The sequence below is a fragment of the Pseudomonas sp. H11T01 genome (assembly GCF_048515765.1).
GTDB lineage: Bacteria > Pseudomonadota > Gammaproteobacteria > Pseudomonadales > Pseudomonadaceae > Aquipseudomonas.
The window spans coordinates 197,924-218,516 of the sequence record NZ_JBLYED010000003.1 but is presented as its reverse complement, the minus strand read 5'-3'; the positions used below and the strand labels follow the sequence as shown (position 1 = coordinate 218,516).

Genomic DNA, 20,593 nt, shown 5'->3' with positions numbered 1-20,593 from the left:
CATCGAATCCCGTTAATTGAGACGGAGTTTGTTTTCAGCAATGGCGTACATCGGCCGCCATACCGCGCGATTGAAGGCCACGACAAAGAGCGACATCACCACCACGCCCAGGGTGATTTTCGGGAAGTCACCGGCGGCCGTATTCTGGGCGATGTACGCACCTAAGCCGTGAGCGACGACCTTGTCTTGTCCCCATGAAACGAATTCGGAAACGATACTGGCGTTCCACGCGCCGCCAGAGGCTGTAATTGCCCCGGTCACGTAATACGGGAAGATGCCCGGCAGCATGACCTTGCGCCACCACAGCCAGCCGCGAATGCGGAAGTTGGTCGCGGCCTCGCGGAAATCGTTCGGGAATGCACTGGCGCCGGCGATAACGTTGAACAAGATGTACCACTGCGTACCCAGCACGATCAGCGGGCTCAGCCAGATATCCGGGTTCAACTGGTAACGCAGAATCACGATGACAAACACCGGGAACAGCAAGTTGGCGGGGAAGGCCGCGAGGAACTGCGCCAATGGCTGGATTTTTTCCGCCAGGTGCGGACGCAAACCGATCATCACACCCAGCGGCACCCAAATCAGCGAGGCCACGGCAATCAACAACACTACCCGTACCAAGGTAATCAGCCCCATGCCGAGCACATGCCCGACCTCATCGAGTGTCACTTCGCTGCTCATGTAGAGGGCGATGTGGTACAGCGTGTAGAGGGTCAACACCGCAATCAGCATTCCCCACACCCAATCTACCAGCCGTGAAGTGGCCGGGTTCGATGGCATGGCGGTGCGGTTCGAGCGCGGCAGGCTGAAGCGTCGGTTGCCTATTCTGCCGATGGTTCGGGTGATGGGACGCAGGACGCGCTGGATCATGCGAGTGCGCTGGATCAGCTTCAGCACCCAAGACTCCGGTGAGCCTGCCTGTGAGGCGGTGTTCTCCATGCGGAATTTATCGGCCCAGGCCACCAGGGGCCGGAACAGAAACTGGTCGTAAATCAGGATCACCGCGATCATCGCCAGGATGACGTAGCCCACGGCTTGCAGGTCTTGCTGCTGGATGGCGATCGCCAGGTACGAACCCACGCCAGGTAGCATGACGGTCTTGTCACCGACCGTAATGGCTTCGGAAGCCACCACGAAGAACCAGCCGCCGGACATGCTCATCATCATGTTCCAGACCAGTCCCGGAATGGCGAACGGCACGTCCAGCTTCCAGAACTTTTGCCAGCCGGACAGCTGAAGGTTGCTGGACACTTCTTCCAGGTCGCGCGGCAGCATGCGCAGTGACTGGTAGAAACTGAACGTCATGTTCCAGGCCTGGCTGGTGAAGATGGCAAAAATGGCCGCGAATTCTGCGCCGAGCACCCGCCCTGGAAACAACAGCAGGAAAAACGTCACCGTGAACGAGATGTAGCCCAGAACGGGTACTGATTGCAGGATGTCCAGCACTGGCACCAGCAGTTTTTCGGCCCGTCGGCTTTTGGCGGCCAGTGTTCCGTAAAGCAGGGTGAACACCAGGGACGCCGCCATCGCCGCGAGCATGCGCAGGGTGGTGCGCATCGCATACTCGGGCAGGCTGGCCGGGTCGAGTGAGATGACTTCACCCTGCAAGGTGGACATCGGTGCCCAGGTTTCCCGCGCGGCTATTGAGAAAAACAGCAAGAAGCCGATGACCAGCGGCAAGGCGACCAGATCCCAGCGGTTGGGCAGTAAGCGCAGGGTCGTGGCCGGGATGTAATGACGGAATATCTTGTTCATATTCAGTGATTCCTACAGCGTTCTGAGTGGGACTCATGTCCACATGCCAACACCTATTTGAGCGCCAACGCCCAAGCTGCCCGGCATGCAGTCAAATCAACCTCTTGAGGGTTGGTAAAACGACGGAGTGAGATCACGCAACGAGCAGAATTGCCCCGCTTACTCAGTAAGGCAGATCGCTGAGTAAACACCATGCACCGGCTATATTACGTTTGGCTTTTCTATGCATGGGCCACCGAAAAAAGGCAGGATCCACGGATGGACTCTCCTTTGGTGGGTTGAAATTGGCATTTGGGTTGTCAGCCTGATAACGCCATCAGGCCATCAGCATGTGTGTCGAAGTTGCTATCGAGTCAGGTGCCAATGCATAGCTTTCCGGGGGCGGATTATACGTATCGAAATGTTGCAGAAACATAAAATTAATGTCATTTTCGAGGGTTAAAGATAATCGTACGACTAACCCACATTGCATGATTACGCCGGTTGACAACGATGCGGCAGCAGCTCCGCAATCTCCGGACGCATAGTGAGCCCGCCGGATATGCAGCACCCGGCTGCTCAATATGAGCGTCGCTCAGGCAACGATTCGCCGAGGGCTGATTACCGATGTACTTGGTTGCGCCCATTGCGCTTGGCCTGGTAAAGCGCGTCATCGGCGCGAGTCAGGAGGCTTTCCAGGTTGTCACCCGCTTCGAAGAGGGCGACACCAAAGGATGCAGTGATCGTGTCGAGCACCTTTTCGGTGCTACGTGCCTTGATCCGTAACGACTGGATTTTCAGACGCAGTTGCTCAGCGAAGGCATGGGCGCTGGTGAGATCGGTGCACCCCTGCAGGATGACGCAGAACTCCTCTCCGCCATAGCGCGCCGCCATGGCGTGAGATGGAAGTGAGTTACGTAGCACCTGACCGACATGTTGGAGTACCCGGTCACCTAAAGGGTGACCGTACTGGTCATTGAATTGCTTGAAGTGATCGATGTCCAGCATGACCAGAGCCACACCCTGGGGGGCCTTGCTCAGCGCTTGCTCCAGTACGCGGGTGAAGGTGTTTCGATTGAGCACCTGAGTCAGACCGTCCAGCGTCGCGGCCAGTTGGGTGCGTTCAAGCTTGTCCCGCAGGCTTTTAATCTCATTTTGAGCAGCATGCAGTTGGGAGAGAAAAAGCTCTTGCTGATCCTGCATGAGCTGGGTGCTCTGCTGCAGCTCGCTCAGTAGGGTGGGCAATCCATCGCTGCTCGGTTCCTCAAGCATTTCCAGGCAGTGTTCAAGACTTGCCTGAAAGTTGAGGCTGCCCTTCACGCTACGCGAGACGTCGCGCTCCATATCGTCAACCAGATTGATCACTTCTTGTTGCCCGGCGCGGGCGTCCTCCAATTCGTCGCGAATGATGTAGTCGCGAAAAAGCTTCGCAGCGGATTCCGGGGGGAAGCTGTCGAAGTCTTTGACAACCCTATCCAGGTGGCGATTGAGCTCTGGCTCCAGACCTTTGCTGTAGGTGTACCAGAGAGCGTAATGCACGGGGTTGGGCGCAATGTTATGACGCACCATCAGCGGTATAGCTTGCTTGAGCAGGGCTGCCGCCTCGCGGGTGTCCTCTGGATATCGCGCCAGGGCAGTCGCCCGCTTCTCTGATTGGCTCATAACGTCACTGCCGTTGTTTATTTTTGGCGAATATACAGTAAGAGACACATAACCATACGTCTGGCAATCGGCCATGTCTGCATCGGATGCGTCTATGGAACCAGAGGCCACTCGGCCAGCGGCCGGTAGCGGCCTTTATGCGACTCGAATAGGGTGAAGTGTTGGGCACTCAGGTGAAAGTCTGGTGGAGTATTGGATTCAGGGACAGGGGTTCGATAGTCCCGCATCAAGGTCAAGTGAGGGCGAAATTCCCGAGGGGCATCCACAAACCCAAGAGGTAGCAGGGCCTGTTGCAAGGCATAGACCAGCTGGCGCAATACCTGTGGTTCCTGCGCGGGAGCGAGTAACAAAATGCCGGCTCGGCGCCATACATCCAGACGGTCGAGCGGTACCGTCAAATGCTCACCTGGCGTTCGGACACTGGCGGCAGCAGCGCAGATGCCCGGAATCTGCGTCACGGCGACAGCCCCCAGAAACATTAGCGTCAAATGAAAGTTTTCCGCTGGTACCGGGCGTCCGTTACTGAGCTCAAGATCGCTCCGCCATTGGGCTATGGCCCGGCGTTGTGCAGCGGCGCAGGGCAGGGCGAAAAACAAACGCTTGAGCGGTTCGCCCTGCTCACGAGATTCATAGCTCATACCTTTCACCTCCAGGTTAGGGTGAGCGCAGCGATACCCACGAGGTCACCCGGGGGAGCGGCTTTGCGCTTCAACTCAGACGACGCGCAGGAATCAAGGGTAGGTTCATTATCCATGGGCAGCGTGCGATGCAAAGGAGGGTGAGTGCGCCAGTACGGTTTTTTTTTGCGGACCCACTCCCATGGAACAGCATTTTCTCGATACCGTAGGTCAACTCAAAAAGACGGCCAGGAACCATGCCTATGTCTCAACGCCGCTCGACACTGATTGCCTTGCTGGTGGCCGTGACGTTCTTCATGGAAAACCTCGACGCCACGGTGATTGCCACGGCATTGCCGGACATGGCCCGCACTTTTGCTGTGGCGGCGGTGGACCTGAACATCGGTATGAGCGCCTACATGTTGGCCATTGCGGTGTTCATTCCCATCAGCGGCTGGTTGGCGGATCGCTTCGGTTCGCGCCTGGTGTTCGGCTCGGCGATTGTGCTGTTCAGTGTATCTTCGTTGTTATGCGGATTGAGTGACAGCCTGGAAACCTTTGTCGCTGCCCGTGTGCTTCAGGGCATCAGCGGCGCGATGATGGTGCCGGTCGGACGCCTGGCGGTGTTACGGGCGACGGAGAAAAAGGATCTGGTGCGGGCCATATCCTTCATCACCTGGCCTGGGTTGGTGGCACCGATTCTGGGACCGCCGCTGGGCGGGTTCATTGTTACCCATGCCTCCTGGCCGTGGATCTTCTATCTCAATTTGCCGCTTGGCCTGGTGGCGTTGATCGCAACCTTTATCCTGATTCCCAAGCACAATGAGGTCAGTGCCAGAGCCTTCGATCTCGGCGGATTTGTGCTGGTGGGTGGTGCCTGTGCCGCGTTGTTGTACGGCGTCGAAATGCTCGGGCAAAGTCGCGCCAATCTGTGGCCTGGGCTGATGCTGGTCATTGCCGGGACGACGCTTGGCGTTCTGGCGTGGGCGCATATGCGTCGGCGTGCCGAACCGTTGCTGGCTTTGGGAGTAGTGGGGATTCGCACGTTCAGCGTCAGCCTGTTTGGTGGCTCACTGTTTCGCGTCGCCATCAGCACGCTACCGTTCCTTCTGCCGTTGATGTTTCAGCTGGGCTTTGGCCTGTCGGCATTCGATGCCGGGCTGCTGATGCTGGCGGTGTTCGCCGGCAATCTGGCGATGAAACCCTTCACCAGCGTGGTGATGCAGCGCTGGGGATTTCGCCCTGTGTTGCTGGTCAACGGGATTCTTGGCGTGTTGGCCATCGCCGCCTGCGCGCTGCTCGAACCGCGCATGGGCTGGCCGCTGATTCTGTTCATCCTGTTCGTCGGCGGTCTATCGCGATCCATGCAGTTCACTGCCTTTAATACCCTGGGTTTCGCCGACGTACCCAAGGAACAAATGAGCGACGCATCGACCCTGTTCAGCATGTTCTTTCAGCTCAGCATGGGGTTGGGAGTGGCCATTGGCGCATTACTGCTGCGCCTCGCAATGAACATCCATGGGAATACCGAACACGCGCTGACCGCCGATTTTCAGCTGACGTTCCTTTGGATTGCGGTGATTGCTGGTATTGCGTTGCTGGATAACCTGCGTCTGTTACCCCAGGCCGGGGAGGCGGTGTTGCAGCGAAAGTGATGTCCGGGTTTCGGACATCCCGAATCTGAGGAATAACCCGGAGAGTTTATTTCGCTTGTGGGGACCGCTCGATCATCGCTTACATAGCGGGCACTTTCATTGTCAGCAGGATGACCGGCCATGGCCTCCACCTCTATCAGCAGCTCTATTTCCTTCGTTCATCCGATCAGCCTCAGTCACGGAAAAAATGCCGAAGTCTGGGACGTGAACGGCAAGCGCTACATCGATTTTGTCGGCGGTATCGGTGTGTTGAACCTGGGCCATTGCCACCCACGTATTGTCGACGCCATCTGTGACCAGGCCAAACGGCTGACCCATTACGCGTTCAACGCCGCACCTCATCAACCCTATGAACGCTTCATGGAGCGTTTGGCGGCGTTTGTGCCAGTGAGCTATCCGGTCAGCGGCATGCTGACCAACAGCGGCGCCGAGGCCGCGGAAAATGCCCTGAAAATCGTACGCGCGCATACTGGCCGCACTGCGGTGATTGCCTTCGACGGTGCGTTCCATGGGCGTACCCTGGCCACCCTCAATCTCAACGGCAAAGTCGCGCCTTACAAGCAGAAGGTCGGCGTCTTGCCTGGCCCGGTTTACCATTTGCCTTACCCCAGCAAAGACACCGGCGTCACCACCCAGGACGCGCTAAAGGCCATGGACCGTCTATTCAGCGTGGAAATCGATATTGATGAGGTGGCCTGTTTCATTCTCGAGCCGGTGCAGGGCGAGGGCGGGTTCCTGGCGCTGGATATCGAGTTCGCCCAGGCATTGCGCAAGCTCTGCGATGAGAAGGGCATTGTGCTGGTCATTGATGAAATCCAGTCGGGCTTTGGCCGTACCGGACAACGCTTTGCCTTCACGCGTCTGGGTATCGAGCCGGACTTGCTGCTATTGGGCAAAAGTATTGCTGGCGGCATGCCGCTGGGGGCGGTCGTCGGACGAAAAGCACTGCTCGATACGTTACCCAAAGGCGGTCTGGGCGGTACCTATTCGGGCAACCCGATTGCCTGTGCAGCGGGGCTGGCGACGCTGGATGAAATGACTGATGCGAATCTGTCGGCGTGGGGCGAGATGCAAGAAAGCATCATCGTCAGCCGCTATGAGCGTTGGCGAGACCAAAAGCTGTCGCCTTACCTTGGACGCCTGACGGGTGTGGGCGCCATGCGCGGTATCGAGTTGATCACCCCCGAAGGCCATCCCGCGACGGCGCAGTTGGCCGCCTTGCTGGAAGCTGCCAGAAACAGCGGACTGCTGCTGATGCCGAGCGGCAAGTCGCGGCACATCATCCGTCTGCTGGCGCCCCTGACCATCGATTCGGCGATGCTGAATGAAGGTCTGGATATTATCGAAAAATGCCTGGCGGACATTCGCTGAGTCCATGACATGACTGAACGATGAGTTTTCAGCAAAAGCGTCTGGTTTCGCAGAGTCGGTCGGTGTTGGCGTAGGCGCTCAGGGCAACTGAGGACAACCCTGGCGACGTCAAACAATCAACTCTGCGATAGTCAGCTATCGGCCTATTCAGGCCATGGAAAGTAAATCTGTACCCTTACTGCTGCATCGCTGGGATGCAGTGAAGAGATTGCGACCGAGGGCTCGCGCGGCGTCCAAATGGGCAGTCGGATCCTGCGTTTCCGATTCGAGCAGGAGTTCGGACGTCACGACGCATGCGCCGCAATAATCGAAGATCCCATGGTCAATCTGCGTCTTCATGGCGTCGGCATAGCCGTGCCGCTCATAGGTTCCCCCATCGGCGCCGCCGACACCGACAAGATGAACCCGTAGGTGGCGAAGCTTCTTCACCAGCTTGGCATCCGAACTGAAGTCGAACGCCCAGCCATTGGCGAATACGCGATCGATCCATCCCTTGAGAAGCGCCGGCATCGACCACCAGTAGACGGGATAGACCAGCACAAGGGCGTCGGCACGATCGATTCTCGCCTGCTCGGCGGCAACATCGGCGGGGGGCGGCGTCTCCCTGTGATGGACAGCGAAATCAGCCGCGCCGAACCTCGGTTCGAACGCTTGCGCCGAGAGGTCCGCGATTTCAAAAGAGTTGCCGGGATCGGCCAGGACCACGCCCTCAGCGACTTGCGCTGCGAGGCTATGGGTGAGCGACTGGGGGTCGTGATGAGCGACAACGATGAGCGCGTGCATATCGAAAACTCCTGCTACTGATTGAGGGCGAAAGGCGTACCTTATATACTCTTGGTAAGTTACGTTTAGTAAGTTACTTTTGGTATATTGCCATGTCAAGCACCGAAACAAGAGAGCAGGACTCCAGCCCGCAGCCGCGTCGCCGCATGACGAGGGAGGAGAGACAACGCCAGTTGCTGGACGTCGCCTGGCGGCTGGTCCGGGAGGAGGGCACGGAAGCCTTGACGCTTGGACGGCTCGCCGAGCAAGCGGGCGTTACAAAGCCCGTGGTTTACGACCATTTCAGTACAAGGCCCGGGCTGTTGGCGGCGCTCTATCAGGAATTCGACGCACGTCAGACAGCGCTGATGGATGCCGCGCTTCAGACGAGCGAACCTACCTTGCTGAGCACGGCTACGGTCATCGCATCGTCTTACGTCGATTGCGTGCTTCTCCAAGGCAACGAGATACCCGGCGTGATCGCGGCGTTGGCCAGTTCGCCGGAGCTCGAAAAAATCAAGCGCGAGTACGAAGCGGTCTTCATGAACAAGTGTCGGATTGCCCTCTCCCCATTCACCAAAGAGGGTGCTATCGCACCCGCGGGTCTTCGGGCGATGCTCGGTGCGGCCGAAGCCCTGTCCCATGCCGCCGCGACCGGAGAAATCACACCCATCCAGGCGCAGGACGAACTCTTCGAAACGATCGTCGCAATGGTCGACAGAAGCGCACGCGGCACTCATGGCCTTGCCGAGGCTGACAGGCTTGGCGGCGAGTGAATTGAATTGGAATGGAAGCCAACTCCACACCTGTCGAGTTTGTCGAGTTGGCCCGTATCGACGCTGCCCGACGCCTGGTCGAGGAGTCTGCTGTACCCTTGAAACGCCTTGCCGACGAAGTTGGCTATGCCAACATCGACGGCTTTCGACGAGCCTTTTTTCATCGCTTGGGCGTCACCCCAAGCGACTATCGTGCCCGGCTCACAAAGACCTGGAAAAGGCCTTCGAGCTCGTCACTTACCAGAGGATTTTACATAACTGCCTGGTGCCGGTTCCAGAGGCGGGTATTTGGCATTTCCGGCGTGCGCAACCGCTGGTTGGCGCTCACCGGAGTGTCCGGCCAGCCAGTTGAACCAGTCATTCCACCAGCTGCCGGGATTCTGTTCGGCATTCTTGAACCAGGTGTCCGGGTTTTTCGTGACCCGATTGTTGGTCCAGTAATGGCGCTTCTGCTTGGCAGGCGGATTGATGACGCCGGCGATATGCCCGGAAGCGCCCAGTACAAAGCGCTTGGTCCCGGAGAGCAGGTTAGTGCTGGCGTAGGCGCTTTTCCAGGGCACGATATGATCGTCATGGGTGGCAAGGATGTAAGCGGGTGCGTCAATTGCACGCAAATCCAGCTTGTCCCCACAGCACTCCAGCTCTCCCGATTTCAGATCGTTCTGCAGATAGGTGTGGCGCAGGTACCAGCAGTACATCGGGCCCGGAAGGTTGGTGCTGTCGTTATTCCAGAACAGCAGATCAAGCGGAATCGGTTTCTGCCCCTTGAGGTATTTGTCGACGTTGTAGTTCCACCACAATTCGTTGGGACGCAGCAGGGAGAAGGTATTGCCCATGTCCTCGCCACGAAACAGACCGATGGGGCCATTCACGCCACCGATGGTGCGCTCGCGGTGGGCCACCAGTTCTTCATCGACGAAGATGTCGATGGCGCCGGTATCGTGGTAATCAAGGAAGGTGGTCAACAGGCTCACGCTGGCGATCTCTCGGTCACCGCGTGCAGCCAGTACGGCCAGTGCAGTGCTCAACAGAGTGCCGCCAATGCAGAAACCCACGCAATTGAGTCGCTTCTCGCCACTGATCTCGCGGGTCACTTGCAGGGCGTCGATTACCCCGTGTTCAATCAGGTCATCCCAGGTGGTGCCAGCGTGTTCCTCGTCAAAGTTGCGCCAGGACATCAGGAATACGGGATGTCCCTGTTCCAGCAGGTGGCGGACCATCGAGTTTTCCGGGCGCAGATCAAGGATGTAGTACTTGTTGATCGACGGCGGTACGACGAATACCGGGTTTCGGTACTGGGTTTCGCTTTGCGGGTAATACTGAATGAGCTGGAAGAGGTGATTCTCGAAGACGATTTCGCCGGGAGTGTTGGCCAGATCGACGCCAACCTTGAAGGCGCCGCTATCGCACTGACGCATTTTGCCTTCGTCCATGTCGCTGGCCAGATGCTGCATACCTGTGATCAGGCTGGCACCTTGAGTCTCAACCACACGCTGGAGCGCATCAGGGTTACTGACCAGGAAATTGCTTGGCGCACTGGCGGCAATGGCTTGCTCCACCAGGTAGCGCAGGCGTTGGCGCGGTTTATTTTCGTCGATCAGCAGCTTGTCGAGCAGTTTCAGGAGAAAGCTGGAGTTGAGCAGGTAAAACGCAGCGAGGGAGCCGAACAGTGGCTCGCTCCAGTTGCCGCTGGCGAAACGTCGATCATCGAAGCTGAAGGGTTGGCCTGTCAGCAGTTTTTGGCCGAGTTGGCCCCATTGAACCTGATAGTCCGCTTGAAGGCTGTCCAGGGTTTCGCGAGGTAGCTCGAACCAGGCATCGTGCTCATGCCCGGAAAACCAGGGATTGGTGCTGACCCATAGGCGCAATTGTTGCACTGCAAAGGAGGCGATGAACGGAACCTGGCCTGACCAATAGGTCTTGAATGTATGCGCGTTGTTGTCCATAAAATTCCTTGCCCATACAGATGAGCCGGGCAGAAAAAAAGCCGCGCTTTGCCGGACTCCGGCGTAGCGACGGCAGGAATGCGGGCAGCATTGTTTGACGCCAGCATGATGCGCGGAACAAGGATCCCAAGTCCGCGCATTGTCTACTCAGATGCTGTTGGTTAGCGCTCGATAGCCAGGCCGACGCCTTGTCCGCCACCGATGCACAAGGTGGCCAGACCCTTCTTGCCGTCGCGACGGATCAGTTCGTGCACCAGCGACACCAGAATCCGTGCCCCTGACGCGCCGATCGGATGGCCAAGGGCGATCGCGCCGCCGTTGACGTTGACTTTGCTGGTGTCCCAACCCAACTCTTTGCCAACCGCCAGCGACTGGGCGGCGAAGGCTTCATTGGCTTCGATCAGGTCCAGGTCCTCGATGCTCCAGCCGGCCTTTTGCAGGGTCAGACGTGTAGCCGGGACCGGGCCGATGCCCATGATCGACGGGTCCACACCGGCGCTGGCATAGGCTTTGATCCGTGCCAGTACCGGCAGGCCCAGCGCTTGTGCTTTAGCGGCGCTGGCCAGCAGCAGCACGGCAGCACCATCGTTGAGGGTCGAAGAGTTGCCGGCGGTCACGCTGCCGTCTTTCTGGAATGCCGGTTTGAGTTTCGCCAAGGCTTGCGCAGTGCTGTCGATTCGCGGCTGTTCGTCAGTGTCGAAGACCAGTGGTTCGCCCTTGCGCTGGGGAATCAGGATCGGGGTGATCTCACTCTGGAAACGCCCGCCCTCAATGGCTGCAGCGGCCTTCTGTTGCGAGGCGGCAGAGAAGGCATCCTGCGACTCACGAGAGATCTCGTACTTCTGCGCCAGATTCTCGGCGGTGATACCCATGTGGTAGTCGTTGAAGGCGTCCCACAGGCCATCCTGGATCATGCTGTCTTGCAGTTGCGCATGGCCCATGCGCAGGCCGGTGCGTGCCTTGGGCAGTACATAGGGGGCCAGACTCATATTTTCCTGACCGCCAGCGATCACCAGTTCCGCGTCGCCGCAACGGATTGCCTGGACGGCGAGATGGACCGCCTTGAGGCCGGAGCCGCAGACCTTGTTCAGGGTCAGGGCAGGCGTGGTATGTGGCAAACCGGCCTTGATCGCTGTCTGGCGTGCCGGGTTTTGCCCAGCGCCGGCAGTGAGTACCTGGCCGAGGATCACTTCATCAATTTGAGCAGCATCGATACCCGTCTGCTCCAGCAAGCGGCGAATCACTGCGGCACCCAGCTCGGTCGCGGGAATTGCAGACAAAGCACCCTGGAAACTGCCAATGGCGGTACGAGTAGCGGCAACGATTACGACTTCGTTCATGCGTGACCTCATTGAAAAGACAAGATTCGTCGAACAAACCAGGGCATTTATACCCTGGTTGGGGTTATTGCATGTTCATGCCGCCGTTTACCGAGAAGTCGGCACCGGTGCTGTAGGCGGACTCATCGGAGGCCAGCCAGGCCACGATTGAGGCGATCTCTTCGGGTTGGCCAAGGCGGCCGACCGGAATGCCGGCAATCATGCCGTCCAGAATGTCTTTGCGGATTGCCGCAGTCATGTCGGTCTGGATGTAGCCTGGGGAGACGGTGTTGACGGTCACGCCCTTGCCGGAAACTTCCCGGGCCAGTGCCATGGTGAAACCATGGATGCCAGCCTTGGCTGCCGAGTAGTTGGTCTGACCGAACTGGCCACGCTGGCCGTTGATCGACGAGATGTTGATGATCCGCCCCCAGCCCTTGGAGAGCATGCCTTCAATGACTTGCTTGGAGGTGTTGAACAAACTGTTCAGGTTGGTCCCGATCACCGTGTTCCAGTCTTCCGGGGTGAGCTTGCGGAAGGACGCGTCACGAGTGATGCCAGCATTGTTGACCAGTACGTCGATCGGCCCGAAGTGTTCCCGTACCATCTCAAAGGCCTTGCGGGTCGATTCCCAATCGGTGATGTCGGTTTCGACGCATTCGAATTGATAGCCGGCTGCAAGCTGTGTTGCCATCCAGTCATCCTTGCGGCTGGAATTGGCACTGCAGCCGACAATGACCTTGAAGCCTTCCTTGTACAGACGTTGGCTGATCGCTGTACCAATGCCACCCATACCACCGGTTACCACTGCAATACGACTACGCGACTCCATACTTCTACTTCCTTATTTTGCGCTGCAGGAGAGAAGATTGTTCGATATCGACGGGCCGTGCGGAAGTGTTTGTAGGTGACGTTTTCGTGTCCATCGGTGCCACGCGGGCGTTTTGGCCCGCTGGCAATAAATGAGGAGTACCTATACTGGGATCAATACCTGAAACTCAACAGACAGTTAATATTTATGCAACATAGTTGAAATATGTTCTACACAGGTCGATATTGGCTCCGGACAGGATGTTCGGTTCCACAGGTCATTGAGGACGCCATGTATAGAATGAGTTCAGGTTATGCCAGCGTGCTGGCGAATACGCTTTCGGCTCAAGGACTGGATGTTGCCCGTCTATGCGAGGAGGCTGGACTAGATGTCAAGCTCGTGAATAAGTCGGGAGCATTCTGCGAGCGAAGCGTTATTTATCGTTTATGGGAGCTGGCCGCTCAGGCCTCGGATGATCCTGACATCGGGTTGAAAGCCTACGGGAATTTCCATCCCGGCAGTTTTCAGATCGTGGGCTACACAATGATGTCCAGTTCGAATCTGAAAAAGGCGCTCGAACGTCTGGTTCGTTTCAGCCCGTTGATTAGTACTGGATTCAGCCTTTTCTTTGTCCAGGAGCAGCAAAATTACCGTCTGGCCAGCCTCGATCATCAGCAACGTGGCTCGGCCAAACCCCGGCAATATACGGATGCAGGCCTGGCTTCGCTGCTGGGTTTCTGCCGTTGGCTGGCGGGTGGCAAGTCGCCGCAACCGTTGAGCGTGGAGTTCACTTATCCCGAACCTGAAGACACGTCGGAGCATCAGCGGCTTTTTGGCTGTCCGCTGCGTTTCGGAGCGGCTTATGACAGCATCTTGTTCGATGGTCAGGAGCTTCTGAGCCCTTTGAGTATGGCCAACGAGGCGTTGGCCACACTCCATGACAGTTTTGCCGAGGCTCAATTGGACCTGTTGTCCGGCTACTCTATTGTCGGCAGGATTCGCGCGCTGATTACCGAGCGCTTGAGTCAAGGGCAAGGCCAAGGGCAATGTGATATGGAATCGATTGCGGCGGCACTGAGCATCAGCAAGCGAACGCTTCAACGAGGCCTTGAGAAGGATGGCACGCAATTCAAGGATGTCCTGAACGATGTGCGTCGGCAGTTGGCCGACTTTTATTTGCGCCATTCTCATTTCAACATGAAGCATGTGACTTATCTGCTCGGCTTTCATGATCACAGCAGCTTCCATAAGGCATGCACCCGTTGGTTCGGCATGACCCCCGGTCAGTATCGAGCCGACGAGTCGTTGCTTGTGCTCGAGGAAGTCGAGCCGGTCCGACCCATGAACCCCGTCGCTCTGCGCAGAGATCAGAAGATCGCAGGCTTCGCCGAACGAATGCACCGCTAATCTCTTGTGATGGTTCATCGAGGCTTGGGGCCTTTTGTCCCTTTGCTCGCTTTGCGCTTCGGGGCTTTAACTACGATGGCGGGAGCGGGCGTTGGTGTGATCTCCGGCGGCAGCGTTACTGCAAGCGGGGGTGGCTGCGCAGGGGCCTCCTGCGGGATGACAGGTGTTTCACTGGGTGGTTGGGTGAGACTAAAGCCGGGCAGGGGGACTTCGAGCAGTGCGTGCAGTTCACGCCAGAATTCACCTTCAGCTCCAGTAATTGTTAGCAGTTCGGGCATCAATTGCCCAACGGCTGCGAGGACCTGTTGGCGTGCCTCGGTGTCCGGGAGTAGCAAGGGCAGGCTGCGCAAGCTTTCTTGCGGGTGGGCAAAAACCAGCAGGTTCTGCAATCGGATGGCTTCGCGCAGGGCAGTGGGCTCACTGCTGTAGTTCTGGACCAGCAGATGCACCTGCTGGATCAGTATCTCGATGCTTTCCTTACCCGCCTTGTCGCTGTCGCGGCCCAGCAAAAACAGAATCCGCACCAGCGCTTCCAGGGGGCCGCCATGAGGCAGCGCATCCTGCAGGCGTTCGATCAGAGCCTGGTCCTGCTGGTCAGCATGTGCCTGGAGATTTCGCACAGGCTTGTTGCTGGTGAGGACACTCAGTGCGCCGTAAACACCGTAAAAACACAGCTCCTGAGTGGCATCGCGCACATCGCGATAAGCATCCAGGGCGTCTTGCATCTGGTTGGAGAACAGCTCCTGCCAGGCCAGCAACGGGTTGTCTTTGCGTGCAGGACGACGATCACTGCTCACTTGGGAGGCGGTCCCTGCTAACCACCACAGCGCGGGATTCAGGCTGCTCCATAGCACTTGCTGCTGATGGAAGGGGTGCGTTCTGCGCATCAGTTCGGCAACGGGCTCGTTGACTATCTGACGCAGCCACGGACGTATGAACCCGTCGTAAAACGCGCTGTTGATTTCAGAGGCGCGCTCCACCAGAGAGAATTCGCGATCGTCATCACGGGCCGGCTCGACGTCATCATGAATATCGGCGATTCGCCTTGATTCGAAACGTACGCGGTATTGCACATCACCGCCGCCTGACGGAGCCGGCAGATCGTCGATCAGCATTTCATACAGCCCTGCCGGCAGTGCATTGATGGCTTCGACCGCGCCGAGCAACCCACGGTGTTCGCGCCGCGCTACCTTGCCGGAAACAAAAATACCCAAATGGCCGATGCTGGCATGCCGCAGGTAGACAATGGTACGTCCTGCGTCATGCAAAGCGAGATCGCTGGGATAGACATCGGTGATCCAGTTCAATGCCTGCTGCGGAGGGGTGATGTTGTCTCCGTAAGAGCAGAACACCACCACCGGTACTTCGATCCGTTTCAGGTCAATACCGCTGCTCTTGCGGCCGAGACCGCCGGACAATTGGTTGCCGATGAAAAGGTCATCGACAATCATCTCGATCTCTTCGCCATTGAGCAGGGTCGGGCTGCCCCACCAGCGCTCGAAGTCGAGGAAGCGCACAGCCTCGCTGTCGATCTGGCTGAACAACTGGTAGTACTTGCCCCAATAGGTGTTGGCCGGGTCCAGACTTTCGAAATTGCTGACCAGCCAGGTACCGTCGAAACGGTCATTGCCCAAGTCGCTGCCCAGGCGAGCCATCCAGCCGCCACCCAGCAGGCCACCGGTATAGCGCATCGGATTGCGTCCATTGACACCGGCCCAGTACGACAAGGGGGCACCATTGATAATGATCAATCCCGGCAGTTCCGGTCGTGTTGCCGCCAGTCCCATCAAGGCCCAGCCGGCCTGGCAGTTGCCGATTATGATCGGCTTGCTGTTGGCCGGGTGAAGGGCGCTGACGACTTCGATGAACCGGGCTTGGGCTTCGACAATATCGGCCAGGGTTTGCCCAGGCTGTGGTGAGTGACTGAAAGAGATGAAATAGGTGGGGTGGCCGGCTCTGAGGCTTTCGCCTAATACCGAATCCTGTTTGAAGCCGCCGATTCCCGAGCCGTGGCCGCCGCGCGGATCAATGATGATCACCGGCTGACCGTTGCTGCCGACTTTTTGCTCTGGTCCGGGGAGAATTCGCAACAGTGAATAGTTGACCGGGCGGGGGAGATCGGCGCCTGCGATCAGGGTTTCATGATCGAACTTGAGCAGCAGCGGATACCCGGCGCGTTCATGGGCCAGCGTATTGTCGCCGCGCTGGCGCAGGGTGTCCCAGAACAGCAGGCTGCGTTGGCCGAGGTCGGTGAAGTATTCCTGCCAGTCAGCGGGCGTGGGTAGTCTGAGTTGACCCTGCTTCAGAGGCGCGAGGGTTTTTTCCTGGCGCTGGCGCAAAGCATCAAGGACGTTCAGGGTATTGAGGCGCTGCAGATGACTCAGGTGTTCGAACAGACCGCGTTGAGAGGAGAGTCTTTCATATTGCGATGCAATAATATCTTCCTGGCCCATGGTGATCTCCTGGCGTTATGCATGAGAAGCAGCTGCCTGCGCCTCATTAATAAAGAGAGCTTGGCTGGCTGTTCGATGTCCGGAGTCTATAGCGAATAGCAGCGGGAGGGGAAAGCTTTTTGTGCGGCGCACAAAAAAATCATTGCCAAATGAATTTGTGCACTGCAATATCAAGGCTAACGCGATGACCGGCAGGATCGCTATCGCGTCCTCAGGCCCATGTCGGCCTTTCAGAATCAGGAGATTCAAGCATGTCTTTTTTTAACTTGGAAAAATTGCAAGACGCTCAGAAAGCCAACCTAGACCTCCTGCAGCAAATCAGCGGCAAAATCTTTGCCAGCGTTGAACAGCTCACCCAACTGCAGATCAAGACTCTGCAGGCCTCCACCGAGGAGCAGTTCGACGGTTTCCGCAAACTGCTGGCAGTCCGTGATCCACAAGGATTCGCCGAGCTCCAGGCTTCTTTCACCCAGCCAAATGTGCAAGCCGAACGCCTGGCTGAGTTCAATCGCCAAGTGCAAGCGCTGATTGTTGGTACCCACTCGGAAATCGCCAAACTGACCACGCGTCAGGTCGAAGTGGGCACCAAGCAGGTACAAGAGTTCGTTGAAGTGATCAGCAAAAATGCACCGGCTGGCTCCGAGCCTGTCGTGGCTGCATTCAAGTCGTCGCTGGCCAATGCCGGCACCGTTTTTGAAAGCGCACAGAAAGCCGTAAAACAGGCTGCTGACGTTGCCCAGAGCAGTTTCGATGCAGCGACTGCAACTGCAACTGCCGCAACCGGGAAAGCTGCCCCAGAGGCAACCAAGGCAACAAGCGGTAACAAGTAAGTCACATTAGAATGGTTACACTGATGGCGATGGGTTTATTCCCCATCGCCATTTTTTTTCGGCCCGCCACCGGCGCCTGGCTTAGGCGGCGTGCCGCCGAACAGGCCGAAGAGGTTCTGAGTGTTCAGGTAGAGGGCTTTTGACTGGTCGACATACTGGCGCATTAAGTCCTGCATGACCGGTGCTTGCTGGTGCATGAACTCGCCCCAGGCTTCAGAGGACTGAGCGCCGGTCTGGGACTGAACGTCGATGACTGTCTGGATGCTTTTATCCAGGTAGCTGCCGAGGACGCCCTGGTAGGGACCGTAGAACTGGATAATCCCCATGAGCATCTCAATGGAGAAGATCGGCTGACCGCCACTTTCGGCTTCCAGAATGACCTGCAGCAAAATACTTCGGGTCAGATCCTCGCCAGTCTTGGCGTCGACCACCTCGAACGGGATTTTATCGACGACCAATTGGCGTATATCCGCAAGGGTCAAATGACTGCTGGTGTGCGTGTCATATAGACGGCGATTCGGGTACTTCTTGATCAGACGGGTAATGTTCCGACTGTTATCTGTCATGCGGGGCTACTCACAGCGAGCCTGATTAGCAGGCATCTTATCCTACTCTGACCACTGCGGCAGTTTGGTATTGCGGGAGGGGAGTGCAGACTTGCGGAGGACTGACCATGTCCTCGCTGATATCCGCTTTGCGCTCGCGCCCAACGCCGCGACTGTCGTGGCGTTACCGGCCAAGGGGGGTGAAGGTCCTCTAATGTGAGTCCCAGAAAAACGCCAGGAAAACCGCTCATGCGCTGCGTTTACCGTGGGGATTGAGTCGCTGTACTTCAGCAAAAATCTCGGTAATCGGCCGGCGTGGCTGGCGTTTGTGCAGTGCGCGCACCTGTTGGCTCATGTGCAGCAGCGCTTCACTGGGCTTGGCCCATTGCTCTTTGGGCAGCGGCTCGGACCACTGGCGCATGGCCTCGGGCAGGGCGTGTTGGCCCATGGCGTTGATGCGGCGGATTTCCCATTCGGTGAGGCGGTTGGGCAGGGTCCAGAGGGTCATGACGTGGTACAGGTACCAGAAGAACCCTGAAACCCGGCTGCGTTCGCCATCACGAATTTGCTGGTGCATGCGCGCCCGGGCGTTGCGGAAGGTGTGCAGGCCTTCGTGGGGCGGGTCGTTGGGGCCTTGCAGGTCTTGCGGGTCCTGGATCGATTTGAGGTCGTTGACCTCGTACTCCATGTAGCCTCGAATCGCTTCCCAATGGCTGATGGCCAAGGGCAAGGCGGCGCAGGGGAATTCGACGATGATGAGCCGGTCCTGATGATAAAAGCCGAGGCCCATGCCGTACTGGCGGTGCACGCCGTATTGGGTGTGGCCCTGGGCTTCGATGACCCAGGCCGAGAGCGATTCCCAGGGGACGAAGACCGGTTCGGTGGCGTCCTCGGGCATGAAACAGACTTCACGGCGCTGGCGGTTGAAGCGGGTGGGGATGATTTCGCTGTATTTGTTGTGGTTGTTGAGCCAGACGCAGAGGCTAATAGCCAAAATGGCGAGTCCGCCCCAGATAGCTATTTTGTAGATGGCAAAAAAAACATCAGTTGTAAATTCTATGGAGTAGGTGAGGTCATATCCCAGTATTAGACCAATAGAGCCGACGACTACCGGGAACAAAAAAGCAGCCATAAAAAAAATACTGAAGGGTACCCCCAATATAAACTGCCACGAAAACACTTCCGGCCATCCCAGCCCGAAGTCCATATACACATCGTTTAACTCCCCGATGTGAGGTCCATAGGGTGGCAGCGTTGAGGGCAGTGGCAAAGGCGCCAGGTAGGTGACTTTTCCGCTTGGAAACGGCTCAACGTCCCCCGCCTTATGGGGCTGCTCAAGGTGCGGCTGAGGTATGGACACTTCAAGATTGTTGGGCATGGTCGGCCAACTCCAGCAAATGGGTGTCAACCAGCCACAGAGGTGGATGTTCCGTGACTGATTGGGTCGGCAAAGGAGGGAAGCGTCCGTCAGCCCCGGGATCGAAGCGAAAGACGTAGGTCCGGGAAAGCCACTTGCCGTTATCAGCCAAGGTCTGCAGGCACACCCCCAGCTCCAGCGTTTTGGAGTAAGGGCCCATCGGGGCGTCGTAATTGAGCGGATCTTTCAGGCACAGGATCAGGGGGGCGGCCTGCACGATCTGCAGGCGGTCGAGCACGTCCTCGCTGATATCCGCTTTGCGCTCGCGGTCAACGCCGCGACGGTCATGGGGGACGGTGAGTACGCCAGGAAAACCGCTCATGCGCTGCGTTTACCGTGGGGATTGAGTCGCTGTACTTCAGCAAAAATCTCGGTAATCGGCCGGCGTGGCTGGCGTTTGTGCAGTGCGCGCACCTGTTGGCTCATGTGCAGCAGCGCTTCACTGGGCTTGGCCCATTGCTCTTTGGGCAGCGGCTCGGACCACTGGCGCATGGCCTCGGGCAGGGCGTGTTGGCCCATGGCTTTGATGCGGCGGATTTCCCATTCGGTGAGGCGGTTGGGCAGGGTCCAGAGGGTCATGACGTGGTAGAGGTACCAGAAGAACCCCGAAAGCCGGCTGCGCTCGCCATCGCGTAGCTGCTGGTGCATGCGCGCCCGGGCGTTGCGGAAGGTGTGCAGGCCTTCGTGGGACGGGTCGTTGGGGCCTTGCAGGTCTTGCGGGTCCTGGATCGATTTGAGGTCGTTGACCTCGTACTCCATGTAGCCGCGAATCGCTTCCCAATGGCTGATGGCCAAGGGCAAGGCGGCGCAGGGGAATTCGACGCTGATCAGCCGGTCCTGATGATAAAAGCCGAGGCCCATGCCGTACTGGCGGTGCACGCCGTATTGGCTGTGGCCCTGGGCTTCGATGACCCAGGCCGAGAGGGATTCCCAAGGGACGAAGACCGGTTCGGTGGCGTCCTCGGGCATGAAACAGACTTCACGGCGCTGGCGGTTGAAGCGGGTGGGGTTGATTTCGCTGTATTTGTTGTGGTTGTTGAGCCAGACGCAGAGGCCGATGGTCAGGCCGAAAAGCCCAGTCCATATCGCATATCCGTAGATTGCGAAGAAAAAATCGATTGTGAATTCCCAAGAGTACGTCAGGTCATGCCCCAACGTAAGACCAATAAAACCGACGACTAGAGGGAACAAAAACGCAATCATAAAGGCAACGCTAAATGGTCCGCCTAGTGTCATCTGCCACATAAAGACTTGCGGTGACCCCAGTCCGAAGTCCATGTAGACATCG

Annotated in this window: 17 protein-coding genes and 1 pseudogene; 6 read left to right on the top strand and 12 right to left on the bottom strand. The window is 57.7% G+C overall.

What is annotated here, in order from left to right:
- Positions 1-12: 12 nt before the first annotated feature.
- The 3 genes from ACN1C3_RS05460 to thpR all read right to left on the bottom strand — a co-directional run bounded on the left by ACN1C3_RS05460 (position 13) and on the right by thpR (position 4,034).
- Complete coding sequence (locus tag ACN1C3_RS05460; protein ID WP_419114773.1) at positions 13-1,755, bottom strand: ABC transporter permease; 1,743 nt, start codon at positions 1,753-1,755, stop codon at positions 13-15.
- Positions 1,756-2,355: 600 nt separating this feature from the next.
- Positions 2,356-3,396, bottom strand: a complete 1,041-nt coding sequence (locus tag ACN1C3_RS05455; protein ID WP_419114772.1) for a GGDEF domain-containing protein — start codon at positions 3,394-3,396, stop codon at positions 2,356-2,358.
- A gap of 92 nt (positions 3,397-3,488) precedes the next feature.
- On the bottom strand, positions 3,489-4,034 hold the full coding sequence (gene thpR / locus ACN1C3_RS05450) for an RNA 2',3'-cyclic phosphodiesterase (protein ID WP_419114771.1): 546 nt from the start codon (positions 4,032-4,034) through the stop codon (positions 3,489-3,491).
- Between the two features lie 242 nt (positions 4,035-4,276).
- Here thpR and ACN1C3_RS05445 point away from each other — a divergent pair, with 242 nt between their 5' ends.
- Positions 4,277-5,668, top strand: coding sequence for an MFS transporter (locus tag ACN1C3_RS05445; protein ID WP_419114770.1), 1,392 nt, complete (start codon positions 4,277-4,279; stop codon positions 5,666-5,668).
- 120 nt (positions 5,669-5,788) lie between these two features.
- Positions 5,789-7,039 (top strand): aspartate aminotransferase family protein, encoded by a 1,251-nt coding sequence (locus tag ACN1C3_RS05440; RefSeq protein WP_419114769.1) that lies wholly within the window; start codon positions 5,789-5,791, stop codon positions 7,037-7,039.
- A gap of 147 nt (positions 7,040-7,186) precedes the next feature.
- Here the strand turns inward: ACN1C3_RS05440 and ACN1C3_RS05435 are convergent, their stop codons facing one another.
- Entirely contained in the window at positions 7,187-7,822 is a 636-nt protein-coding gene (locus ACN1C3_RS05435) for an NAD(P)H-dependent oxidoreductase (RefSeq protein WP_419114768.1), read from the bottom strand.
- Positions 7,823-7,914: 92 nt separating this feature from the next.
- On the opposite strand from ACN1C3_RS05435, the gene ACN1C3_RS05430 reads away from it, so the two are divergent.
- Positions 7,915-8,577, top strand: a complete 663-nt coding sequence (locus tag ACN1C3_RS05430; protein WP_419114767.1) for a TetR/AcrR family transcriptional regulator — start codon at positions 7,915-7,917, stop codon at positions 8,575-8,577.
- Positions 8,578-8,588: 11 nt separating this feature from the next.
- A pseudogene (locus tag ACN1C3_RS05425) lies at positions 8,589-8,765 on the top strand (helix-turn-helix domain-containing protein); the annotation flags it as partial.
- A gap of 45 nt (positions 8,766-8,810) precedes the next feature.
- Here ACN1C3_RS05425 and phaC read toward each other — a convergent pair.
- The 3 genes from phaC to phbB form a co-directional block, all read right to left on the bottom strand.
- Positions 8,811-10,523 (bottom strand): class I poly(R)-hydroxyalkanoic acid synthase, encoded by a 1,713-nt coding sequence (gene phaC, locus ACN1C3_RS05420; RefSeq protein WP_419114766.1) that lies wholly within the window; start codon positions 10,521-10,523, stop codon positions 8,811-8,813.
- Positions 10,524-10,684: 161 nt separating this feature from the next.
- A complete protein-coding gene (locus ACN1C3_RS05415) occupies positions 10,685-11,863 on the bottom strand; it encodes an acetyl-CoA C-acetyltransferase (RefSeq protein WP_419114765.1) in 1,179 nt (392 codons plus the stop codon).
- A 64-nt stretch (positions 11,864-11,927) separates the two neighbouring features.
- Entirely contained in the window at positions 11,928-12,674 is a 747-nt protein-coding gene (gene phbB / locus ACN1C3_RS05410; protein ID WP_419114764.1) for an acetoacetyl-CoA reductase, read from the bottom strand.
- 270 nt (positions 12,675-12,944) lie between these two features.
- Between phbB and ACN1C3_RS05405 the strand changes: the two genes are divergently transcribed.
- On the top strand, positions 12,945-14,060 hold the full coding sequence (locus ACN1C3_RS05405; RefSeq protein ID WP_419114763.1) for an AraC family transcriptional regulator: 1,116 nt from the start codon (positions 12,945-12,947) through the stop codon (positions 14,058-14,060).
- A 14-nt stretch (positions 14,061-14,074) separates the two neighbouring features.
- On the opposite strand, the gene ACN1C3_RS05400 is transcribed toward ACN1C3_RS05405, so the two are convergent.
- The gene (locus ACN1C3_RS05400; protein WP_419114762.1) at positions 14,075-16,513 is read right to left on the bottom strand and encodes a DUF3141 domain-containing protein; all 2,439 of its coding nucleotides are present in this window, start codon (positions 16,511-16,513) and stop codon (positions 14,075-14,077) included.
- 251 nt (positions 16,514-16,764) lie between these two features.
- Between ACN1C3_RS05400 and phaP the strand changes: the two genes are divergently transcribed.
- Positions 16,765-17,343, top strand: coding sequence for a TIGR01841 family phasin (phaP, locus tag ACN1C3_RS05395; RefSeq protein ID WP_419114761.1), 579 nt, complete (start codon positions 16,765-16,767; stop codon positions 17,341-17,343).
- A gap of 35 nt (positions 17,344-17,378) precedes the next feature.
- Here the strand turns inward: phaP and phaR are convergent, their stop codons facing one another.
- From phaR to ACN1C3_RS05375, 4 genes are all read right to left on the bottom strand, one after another.
- Positions 17,379-17,909, bottom strand: a complete 531-nt coding sequence (phaR, locus tag ACN1C3_RS05390; RefSeq protein ID WP_419114760.1) for a polyhydroxyalkanoate synthesis repressor PhaR — start codon at positions 17,907-17,909, stop codon at positions 17,379-17,381.
- 226 nt (positions 17,910-18,135) lie between these two features.
- Entirely contained in the window at positions 18,136-18,882 is a 747-nt protein-coding gene (locus tag ACN1C3_RS05385; RefSeq protein WP_419114759.1) for a hypothetical protein, read from the bottom strand.
- A gap of 367 nt (positions 18,883-19,249) precedes the next feature.
- Positions 19,250-19,627 (bottom strand): hypothetical protein, encoded by a 378-nt coding sequence (locus ACN1C3_RS05380; protein WP_419114758.1) that lies wholly within the window; start codon positions 19,625-19,627, stop codon positions 19,250-19,252.
- Complete coding sequence (locus tag ACN1C3_RS05375; protein ID WP_419114757.1) at positions 19,624-20,508, bottom strand: hypothetical protein; 885 nt, start codon at positions 20,506-20,508, stop codon at positions 19,624-19,626. Before ACN1C3_RS05375 ends, ACN1C3_RS05380 begins: the two co-directional genes overlap by 4 nt.
- Positions 20,509-20,593: the final 85 nt, after the last annotated feature.

Coding starts and splice junctions, on each gene's coding strand:
- ACN1C3_RS05460 (WP_419114773.1), bottom strand. CDS start 1,755: ATGAACAAGATATTCCGTCATTACATCCCGGCCACGACCCTGCGCTTA.
- ACN1C3_RS05455 (WP_419114772.1), bottom strand. CDS start 3,396: ATGAGCCAATCAGAGAAGCGGGCGACTGCCCTGGCGCGATATCCAGAG.
- thpR (WP_419114771.1), bottom strand. CDS start 4,034: ATGAGCTATGAATCTCGTGAGCAGGGCGAACCGCTCAAGCGTTTGTTT.
- ACN1C3_RS05445 (WP_419114770.1), top strand. CDS start 4,277: ATGTCTCAACGCCGCTCGACACTGATTGCCTTGCTGGTGGCCGTGACG.
- ACN1C3_RS05440 (WP_419114769.1), top strand. CDS start 5,789: ATGGCCTCCACCTCTATCAGCAGCTCTATTTCCTTCGTTCATCCGATC.
- ACN1C3_RS05435 (WP_419114768.1), bottom strand. CDS start 7,822: ATGCACGCGCTCATCGTTGTCGCTCATCACGACCCCCAGTCGCTCACC.
- ACN1C3_RS05430 (WP_419114767.1), top strand. CDS start 7,915: ATGTCAAGCACCGAAACAAGAGAGCAGGACTCCAGCCCGCAGCCGCGT.
- phaC (WP_419114766.1), bottom strand. CDS start 10,523: ATGGACAACAACGCGCATACATTCAAGACCTATTGGTCAGGCCAGGTT.
- ACN1C3_RS05415 (WP_419114765.1), bottom strand. CDS start 11,863: ATGAACGAAGTCGTAATCGTTGCCGCTACTCGTACCGCCATTGGCAGT.
- phbB (WP_419114764.1), bottom strand. CDS start 12,674: ATGGAGTCGCGTAGTCGTATTGCAGTGGTAACCGGTGGTATGGGTGGC.
- ACN1C3_RS05405 (WP_419114763.1), top strand. CDS start 12,945: ATGTATAGAATGAGTTCAGGTTATGCCAGCGTGCTGGCGAATACGCTT.
- ACN1C3_RS05400 (WP_419114762.1), bottom strand. CDS start 16,513: ATGGGCCAGGAAGATATTATTGCATCGCAATATGAAAGACTCTCCTCT.
- phaP (WP_419114761.1), top strand. CDS start 16,765: ATGTCTTTTTTTAACTTGGAAAAATTGCAAGACGCTCAGAAAGCCAAC.
- phaR (WP_419114760.1), bottom strand. CDS start 17,909: ATGACAGATAACAGTCGGAACATTACCCGTCTGATCAAGAAGTACCCG.
- ACN1C3_RS05380 (WP_419114758.1), bottom strand. CDS start 19,627: ATGAGCGGTTTTCCTGGCGTACTCACCGTCCCCCATGACCGTCGCGGC.
- ACN1C3_RS05375 (WP_419114757.1), bottom strand. CDS start 20,508: ATGATTGCGTTTTTGTTCCCTCTAGTCGTCGGTTTTATTGGTCTTACG.